General features: G+C 77.4%; 4 protein-coding genes. 1 reads left to right on the top strand and 3 read right to left on the bottom strand.

The genetic code is table 11. The annotated features are described in order from the left end of the window. Positions 1-105 precede the first annotated feature (105 nt). Positions 106-528, bottom strand: a complete 423-nt coding sequence (locus ACFWXO_RS31615) for a RidA family protein (RefSeq protein WP_380528037.1) — start codon at positions 526-528, stop codon at positions 106-108. 48 nt (positions 529-576) lie between these two features. Then, on the bottom strand, positions 577-1251 hold the full coding sequence (locus ACFWXO_RS31610) for an HD domain-containing protein (RefSeq protein ID WP_380528032.1): 675 nt from the start codon (positions 1249-1251) through the stop codon (positions 577-579). Between the two features lie 71 nt (positions 1252-1322). On the opposite strand from ACFWXO_RS31610, the gene ACFWXO_RS31605 reads away from it, so the two are divergent. Next, entirely contained in the window at positions 1323-2309 is a 987-nt protein-coding gene (locus ACFWXO_RS31605; RefSeq protein WP_380528028.1) for a GlxA family transcriptional regulator, read from the top strand. Positions 2310-2357: 48 nt separating this feature from the next. On the opposite strand, the gene ACFWXO_RS31600 is transcribed toward ACFWXO_RS31605, so the two are convergent. Beyond that, on the bottom strand, positions 2358-8219 hold a 5862-nt coding region (locus ACFWXO_RS31600; protein WP_380528023.1), incomplete at its 5' end, for an SDR family NAD(P)-dependent oxidoreductase.

Below are 8219 nucleotides of genomic sequence, written 5' to 3'. Positions count from 1 at the left end.
TTAGAAACCCACCCCAACTTCGCCCCCCCCGCCCCCCCCCCCCGCCGCCCGGGGGGCCCCGCCCCCCGGGCTCCTGGGCCCGGGAGCGGGCCCAGGAGTGCGGGGCTACCGGGGTGCGGCGGGGTACGCGGCGGTCGCGCGGATCTCGACGAGGAGTCCCGGGCTGGCGAGGCCGCTGACCCCGATGATCGTCCAGGTCGGGTAGGGGGCTTCGACGAGGCGCCGCTTGGCCTCGACGAAGCCGGGCAGGTGCTGGTGGATGTCGACGTGGTAGCTGGTGACGTCGACGAGGGCGGACATGTCGAGGCCCTCCAGCCGGAGGATCTCCTCGATCTTCCGGAGGGCGATCCCGGTCTGCTCCTCGATGCCGTCCGGAATGGTTCCGTCGGCGCGGCGGCCGATCGTTCCGGCGATGAACAGGAGGCCGTGGGCGCGGACCGCGGCGGAGTAGCCGAAGCCCGCGAAGGCGCTGGTGGTCTGCCCGAAGACTGCGTTGTCCTCGGGGACCTCGACGGTGTGGACGGTCATGGCGGTGCTTGCCTTTCCTCGGTGACGGGGGTGGTGGGTCCGGTGGGGTCAGTCGCGCCAGCGGGACGAGCGGCCGGTGTGCTCCAGCCGGGTCCGGCCGAAGGTCTCGCGTTCGCGCAGGAGTTCGCCGGGGATCGTGTACCGGGGTGCGTTCCCGGGGTCCTTCGCGGCCTGCGCGACGATCGCGTCGGTGAGGGCGCGGATCATGTCCAGCCGCGGGTAGGCGGCGTGCACGGCGTCGGCCTGCTCGTCGGTGACGGCGTCGAGGCGGTCGGTGCCCGGTGAGCGGCCGAAGTCGAGGGCGACGCCCTCGCGGACGAGCAGGCACAGCGTGCCGCGGCGTTCCGCGATGCCCGGGGAGGTGTGCAGGGCGATGGCCTGCCAGACCTGGTCGGCTTCGGCGGCGGGGACCCCGCGGTCGGTCAGGAAGGCGGCGGCCCGGTCGGCGCCTTCGACCTCGAACCGCTGGCTGTGCGGGCCGTCCGCCGCTACGCCGAGGTCGTGCATCGCGCACGCGGCGAACAACAGGTCGTCCTGGTAGTCGTGGCCGGCGGCCAGGCCGAGGCGGTCGGCCACCAGCCGGGCGAACAGGTAGCTGCGGATGCTGTGGTTGAAGACGGACGGCGTTTCCACCGGCCGGATGAGGTTCACGACGGCGTCGGCGAGCGGTGTGCCGGGCAGCGTGATCAGGTCGGCGGTCGCCTCGTGGGTGGGTCCGGTCATGGGCTCAGCCTGGCCGCGACGCCCCTGACCTGGTGAGAGGCAAAATTTCCATACTTCGCTAGGATCCTGCCATGACGGTGCATCGAGTCGCGGTCCTGGCGCTGGACGGGGTCACCCCGCTCGACCTGGCGATCCCGGCGCAGATCTTCTCCAGCCGGCCGGAGACCCCCTACGAGATGACCCTGTGCGCGCCCACCGCGCGGGTGGCCACCAGTGCGGGCTTCGCCCTGGTCGCCGACGGGGGTCTGGAGCAGGTGCGGGCCGCCGACACCGTGGTCGTGCCGGGATTCGAACCGCTCCTCCCGTTGCCGGACGCCGTGCTCGACGTCCTGGCCGAAGCCCATGGCCGGGGCAGGCGCGTGGTGTCGATCTGCACGGGCGCCTTCGCACTGGCCGCGGCGGGCGTCCTGGACGGGCTGCACGCCACCACCCACTGGAAGCACATCGACGAGTTCGAGCGGGGCTTCCCGGCCGTCACGGTCGACCGCGACGTGCTCTACGTCGACGAGGGCGACGTGCTCACCTCGGCCGGGGTGTGCTGCGGCATCGACCTGTGCCTGCACATCGTGCGCCGCGACCTGGGGGCGGAGGCGGCCAACCGGATCGCCCGCGCTCTGGTCGCCGCCCCCCACCGGGACGGCGGGCAGGCCCAGTACGTGCCGGCTCCCGTCGCGGTGGCCGGTGAGGCCTCGCTCTCCGGCACCCGGGGCTGGGCCCTGCACCGGCTCGGCGAGCCGCTCACGCTGCGCGTGCTCGCCCGGCACGCGGGCCTCTCGCAGCGCACCTTCATGCGCCGGTTCACCGAGGAGACGGGCACGACCCCGTTGCAGTGGCTGCTCAACGCCCGGATCGGCCGGGCACGGGAGATGCTGGAGACCACGGAGCGCTCGGTGGACCAGGTGGCGCGGGACTGCGGGCTGGGCACGGCGGCCAACCTGCGGCTGCACTTCCGACGCACCCTGGACACCACCCCCACCGCCTACCGCCGCACCTTCACCCGCTCGACCCCGCACGGTCCGGCCGGTTCACCGGCGGCCCCGTGCGCGACTGCGGGATGAGAGCGGGAAGGGCCCGGCGCCGGCCGGATTCAGGCCCTTCCCCCTTGACTACAGGCCGAGTTGACGGTCGATCAGGTCGAACAGGGCGTCGCCGTCGGCCTCCTCCAGTCGGTCGGTGAAGTCGGCGTCCGGCTTCGCCGCGCGGGCGGCGCGGACCTGGTCGAGGGCTGCTTGGAGCCGGGCCGCCAGCTGGTCCAGTTCGCCCGCTCCGGCTGCCCCGGCCGTCAGTTCGGCCAGGGCCGCCTCGACCTGGGCGAGACCGGCCGGCCCGGTGCGGTCCTCCGCCGGGGCCACCAGAGCGGTGAGGTGGCGGGCCAGGGCGGCGGCGGTGGGGTGGTCGAACAGCAGCGTGCTGGGCAGTCGCAGCCCGAGCAGGGTGCCCAGGCGGCCGCGCAGTTCCACCGCGGTCAGCGAGTCCAGGCCCAGGTCCAGCAGCCCCCGCTCCACCGGTACGGCGGCCGGGTCGGCGTGGCCCAGGACCTCGCCGACCGAACGGCGCACCAGGTCCAGGACGGCCCGGCCGCGTTCCTGCGGGGGGAGCCCGGCGAGCACGTCCCGGCCTTCCGGAAGGGCGGGGGCCGGAAGGGCGGGGGCCGCCGCCGGGGCGGCGCCCGTCGGCCGGGAGCCGAGCAGCTCGCGCAGGGCGGCCGCCGGTCCGGTGCCGGGCCCGCCGGCCCCGGGTGCCGCCAGCCGGGCCGCGACCGCCACCGGACGGCCGGCCGCCAGGGCTTCGTCCAGCAGCCCGAGGGCGCTCGCGGCGGGCAGCGGGGCGATCCCGGTCCGGACGATCCGGGCCCGGTCGGCCGCGCTCAGGGCCTCCCCCATGCCTTCGCCCTCCCACAGGCCCCACGGGAGGGACAGCGCGGGCAGGCCGAGTTCGTGGCGGTGCCCGGCGAGGGCGTCGAGGAAGGAGTTCGCGGCGGCGTACGAGCCCTGCCCGGCCGTCCCGAGCACTCCGGCGACCGAGGAGAACAGCACGAAGGCGTGCAGCGGCAGTTCCCCGGTCGCCTCGTGCAGCGCCCAGGCGCCGTCGACCTTCGGCCGCAGCACGGCGGCGACCCGCTCCGCCGTCAGGCCCTCGACCAGCCCGTCGTCCAGGACGCCGGCGGCGTGCACCAGCCCGGTGACCGGAAGGCCGTCCGGCGCCTGCGCCAGCGCGGCCCGTACGGCCTGCGGATCGGCCACGTCGCCCGCGACCGGGACCGCCACGGCCCCCAGGGCCGCCAGTTCCTCCGCCAGCCCGGGCGCCACCCGCCCGCTCCGGCTCATCAGCACCAGCCCGCGCACCCCGTGCGCCGCCACCAGGTGCCGCACCAGGACCGCCGCCAGCGCGCCGGACGCGCCGGTGACCAGGACGCTCCCGGGACCGAACGCCCCGGTCGCGCTGGTCGCGCTGGTCGCGCTGGTCGCGCCGGCCTGTGCGGCTCCAGCAGCCGCCGCTGTCAGGCGCGGGGCCAGGATCCGCCCGGCCCGCAGCAGGAGGTGCGGTTCGTCCTCGGGCCAGGCCACGGCGGGGAGTTCCGCGAGGCGGTCGGCCGGGAGGTCGGTGTCCACCAGCAGGACGCGGCCGGGGTGTTCGGCCGCGGCGGAGCGGACCAGCCCGCCGGCCGCCGCCGCGGCGAGCGCCGCCGGGCCGCCCGCGGCCGCGGCGGGCAGGACGACGACGAGGCGCGAGGCCTCGTACCGGCGCCCGGTCAGCCAGGTCCGCAGGGCGGTCAGGGCCCAGCCGGTGGCGTGGGCCACCTGCTCGGGCACGGGACGGTCCGCCGGGAGCGGTGGCAGGGGCAGCAGGACGACCGGCGGCACCGGGCCGGTCAGGTCGGCCGGGCTCTCCACCAGGGCCGCCGGGCGCGGGGCCGCCGGGAGGGCGAGCGGGCGGGTGCCGGGGACGAGCAGCGGGTCGGCGGGGCGGGCGGCACCGAACCGCCCGGCCGGGACCTCGGCGAGTTCGAGGGCGGCCGCGTGCAGCAGCGGGGCGCCGTCAGCGTCGTAGAGGGTCACGGCGGCGCGGTGCTCCCCGTCCGGCGCCATCCGGGCCCGCAGCGCTCCGGCGGGGACGGCCCGGTACGCACGGACCTCGCGCCAGGCGGCGGGCAGTCGCAGGGTGGTGCGCCCGTCGGACGGCAGTCCGGCGTGGGCCCAGGGGTGGAGGGCGGCGTCCAGGGCGGCGGGCGGCACGGCGAAGCGCCGGTCGCCGTCCAGGGCGCCTTCGGCGGGGCCCGCGAGTGCGGCCCACAGGGTGCCGTCGGGCTGCTGCCAGGCGGCGGTGACGGTGCGGAAGGCGCCGCCGTAGCCGAGGCCGTGGGCGTCGAGGGCGGCGTACAGCTCCTCGGCGCCGACCGGCCGGGCGCCGGGCGGCGGCCAGCAGCCCGCGGGCGGAACCGGCGCCGTCGGGGCGGGCGCCGTCGGGGCGGGCGCGAGCACGCCGGTGGCGTACCTGGTCCAGGGCTCCTCGGCGGCGCCGTCGGGCCGGGCGTGGATGCGCACGGCCCGCTCGCCGGCGTCGTCCGCCCGGTCCAGCGCGACCTGGAGCCGCAGCGCTCCGTCGGCCGGGAGCAGCAGCGGGGCCTCCAGGTCGAGGGCGGCGACCACGGGCAGCCCGGCGGTGCGGCCCGCGTGCAGGGCGAGGTCGAGCAGGGCGGTCGCGGGCAGCACGGTCGCGCCGGCCACGGTGTGCCCGGCGAGCCAGGGGTGCTCGCGCCGGTCCAGGCGGCCGGTGAGGACCGTCCCGGTGCCGTCGGCGAGGTCGACGGCGGCGCCGAGGAAGGGGTGGCCGGCGGTGCTGAGCCCGGCGGCCCGCACGTCGCCCGCGGGGGCCGGGGCGTCGAGCCAGTGCCGGGTGCGCTGGAAGGGGTAGGTCGGCAGGCCGGGGTGCGGGGCCCCGGCCGCGCCCAGCACGGCGGGCCAGTCGACGCTGCCGCCCGCGGTGTGCACGGCGGCGACGGCCCGCAGCAGGGTGGCCGCCTCGCCGCGCCCGCGCCGCAGCACCGCCGCCGTGACGGCGGGCGGGTCCTGCGGGTCCTGCCGGTGCTGCGGATCCCGAGGGCTCTCCGGGTCCTGCGGCCCTTCGGCCAGCACGTCCTCGACCAGGGCGGTCAGCAGGGTGTCCGGCCCGATCTCCAGGTAGCGCACGGTGCCGAGCCCGCGCAGCGCCCGGACGCCGTCGGCGAACCGGACGGTCCCGCGCACGTGACGGGCCCAGTAGTCGGGCGAGGCGGTCTCCTCCGGACCGGCCGGGCGGCCGGTCAGGTCGGAGACGAACGGGACGGTCGGAAGGCCGAAGGCGAGACCGCCGAGGGCGGCCCGGAAGTCGTCCAGCATCGGGTCCATCAGCGGGGAGTGGAAGGCGTGGCTGACGGTCAGCCGGCGAGCCTTGGCCCCCGTCGCGGCGAGCCGGGCGGCGACCGCGAGCACGGCGTCCTCCTCGCCGGAGACGACGGTGGCCCGCGGACCGTTGACGGCGGCCACCGAGACCCGCTCGGTGTACCCCTCCAGCGCGGCGAGGACCTCCGGCTCGGAGGCCCGGAAGGAGAGCATGGCGCCCTCGGCGGGCAGCGCGTCCATCAGCCGGCTGCGCGCGGCGACCAGGGCGACGGCGTCCGCCAGGGTGAGCACCCCCGCGGTGTGGGCCGCGGCGACGGCGCCGATCGAGTGCCCGAGCACGGCGTCCGGCCGCACCCCCCAGTGGGCGAGCAGCCGCACCAGGGCGAACTCCACCGCGAACAGAGCGGGTTGGGTGTAGGCGGTGCGGTCCAGCAGGCCGGTGTCCTCGAACAGGACCTCCCGCAGCGGCCGTTCCAGGTGCGGGGTGAAGGCCGCGCACACCTCGTCGAGGGCGGCCGCGAACTCCGCATGGGTCGCGTACAACTCCTGTGCCATGCCGACGCGTTGGCTACCCTGACCGGTGAAGACGAAGGCCGTCCGACCGCCCCGGGCGGCGGCGCGCAGCAGGCCCGGGGAGTCCGTCCCGGCGGCCAGCGCCCGCAGCCCGTCGAGCAGTTCGGCGCGGGAGCCGCCGACCACCGCCGCGCGCTGCTCGAAGGCCGTCCGGGTGGCGGCCAAGGCGGCGCCCGCAGCGGCGAGTTGCTCCTCGGGCAGGTCGGCGGCGAAGGCCAGCAGCCGCTGCGCCTGGTCGCGCAGCGCCGGTTCGGTGCGCGCCGACACCGGCCAGGCCACCGGCGCGGCCGTGGCGGTCGGGGCGGCCGTAGCGGTCGGGGGCTCGGCAGGCGTGGGCGCGGCGGCGTCCGGCGCCTGCTCCAGGATCACGTGCGCGTTGGTGCCGCTGATCCCGAAGGAGGACACGCCCGCCCGGCGCGGCCGGTCGAGCTCCGGCCACTCCCGTGCCTCGGCGAGCAGTTCCACCGCGCCGGCCGTCCAGTCCACGTGCGGCGAGGGCGCGTCCAGGTGCAGGGTCGCGGGCAGCCGGCCGTGCCGGATGGCCTCGACCATCTTGATCACGCCCGCCACGCCCGCCGCCGCCTGGCTGTGGCCGATGTTCGACTTGATCGAGCCCAGCCACAGCGGGTGCCCGGCCGGGCGCCCCTGCCCGTACGTCGCCAGCAGGGCCTGGGCCTCGATCGGGTCGCCGAGGCGGGTGCCCGTCCCGTGCGCCTCGACCGCGTCCACGCCGTCCGCCGTCAGCCGGGCGGCGGCCAGCGCGGCCCGGATCACCCGCTGCTGGGCGGGGCCGTTCGGCGCCGTCAGGCCGTTCGACGCGCCGTCCTGGTTGACGGCCGTGCCCCGCACCAGGGCCAGCACCGGATGCCCGTTGCGGCGGGCGTCGGAGAGGCGTTCCAGGACGAGCACGCCCGCGCCCTCGGCCCAGCCGGTGCCGTCGGCTCCGGCCGCGAAGGGCTTGCAGCGCCCGTCCGGGGCCAGCCCGCGCTGGCGGCTGAACTCGACGAAGGTGGCGGGGGTGGCCATCACGGTGACGCCGCCGGCCAGGGCGAGGGTGGCCTCGCCGCTGCGCAGCGCCTGGGCGGCCAGGTGCAGCGCGACCAGCGAGGAGGAGCAGGCGGTGTCCACCGTGACGGCCGGGCCCTCCAGTCCGAGCGCGTAGGAGACCCGGCCGGAGGCGACGCTGCCGGCGCTGCCGCTGACCAGGTAGCCCTCGTAGCCCTCCGGCGCCTCGGGCGCCTGGCTGAGCCGGGAGCCGTAGTCGTCGTACATCACGCCGACGAAGACACCGGTCCGGCTGCCGCGCAGCGCGCCCGGGTCGATGCCGGCCCGTTCGACGGCCTCCCAGGCGGTTTCCAGCAGGATCCGCTGCTGCGGGTCGGTGGCCAGCGCCTCGCGCGGGCTCATGCCGAAGAAGGCGGGGTCGAAGTCGGCGGCGTCGTAGAGGAACCCGCCCTCGCGGGCGGCGGACGTGCCGGGCCGCTCCTGGTCCGGGTGGAAGAGCCGGTCCAGGCGCCAGCCCCGGTCCTCGGGGAACGGGCCGACCGCGTCGACCCGGTCGGCGACCAGCTGCCACAGCTCCTCGGCGGAGCGCACCCCGCCGGGGTAGCGGCAGCCGATGCCGACGATGGCGATCGGGTCGTCGGCGGCCTCGACCGGCGGCTCCGCCGACCGGTTCGCCGACCGGTTCGCCGCCTGGTCCTCCGGCCGGTCCTCCCCGACGCCGGGGACCGACGGCAGCAGCGCGTCGCCCAGGTGGGCGGCCAGCGCCGCCGGGCTCGGGTGGTCGAAGACCAGGGTGCTGGAGAGTGCCAGGCCGGTGCTCGCGTTCAGCCGGTTGCGCAGGTCGACGGCGGCCAGCGAGTCGAAGCCCTGCTCGGTGAAGGAGCGGTCCTGCTCGACGGCCTGCGGTCCGCCGTGCCCGAGCACCGCGGCAGTGGCGGTGCGGACCAACTCGACCAGCAGCAGGGCGCGTTCGGACTCCGGCAGGGCCGCGAGGCGGTCCGCGAGCGG

Source organism: Kitasatospora sp. NPDC059088 (assembly GCF_042738155.1).
GTDB lineage: Bacteria > Actinomycetota > Actinomycetes > Streptomycetales > Streptomycetaceae > Kitasatospora.
The sequence above is the reverse complement of the archived record's forward strand: the minus strand, read 5'-3'. Positions and strand labels throughout refer to the sequence as shown.